The following is a 560-nucleotide window of genomic DNA, read 5'->3' on the forward strand; positions in this document are numbered from 1 at the left end:
CTCCAAGTACTTCCATGACAGATTCAGTTTTTTCATATACTTCTTTCGATCCACCAACCATAAACGTTAATGTACGGTTTTCTGCACCAATTACCCCGCCACTAACAGGTGCTGCTAAAAAGTCTACTTTCTTTTCCTTCGCCGATTCCTCTAATTGTTTGTTTAATTGTGGAGATACTGTACTTGTATCAATTAAAGCTACATTCGAGTGGCTATTTTCAAATAATCCTTCTTCCCCAAAATATACCGCTTCCACAGCACGAGGTGAAGGTAAACTTGTAAAAATCACATCGCATGTCTCTGCTAGTTTTGAGATTGATAAGCCGATAATTCCTCCTTCTTTTTCAAAGGAAGCTTCAGCCTCTTTATTCAAGTCCACTCCATATACTGTGTAGCCCGATTTAACTAAATTTTTAGACATTGGAAGACCCATGTTACCTAAACCGATAAAACCAATCTTTTTCATATCGCTTTCCTCCTATTTACACAATATATTTCCCGCGATTTATAATAACTTTCGCAATGTCTCTCTTTTTCGTAAATAAGTTCGAGTATAAAGG

1 protein-coding gene is annotated in these 560 nt (G+C 37.0%); it reads right to left on the reverse strand.

Going from position 1 to position 560, the window contains the following annotated elements; all coding sequences use genetic code 11:
• Window positions 1-466: NAD(P)-dependent oxidoreductase (locus AC1DTM_RS31045; RefSeq protein WP_477001768.1), on the reverse strand; the 466-nt coding region annotated here is incomplete at its 3' end.
• Window positions 467-560: the final 94 nt, after the last annotated feature.

The sequence above is a fragment of the Bacillus sp. P4_D3 genome, assembly GCF_056401855.1.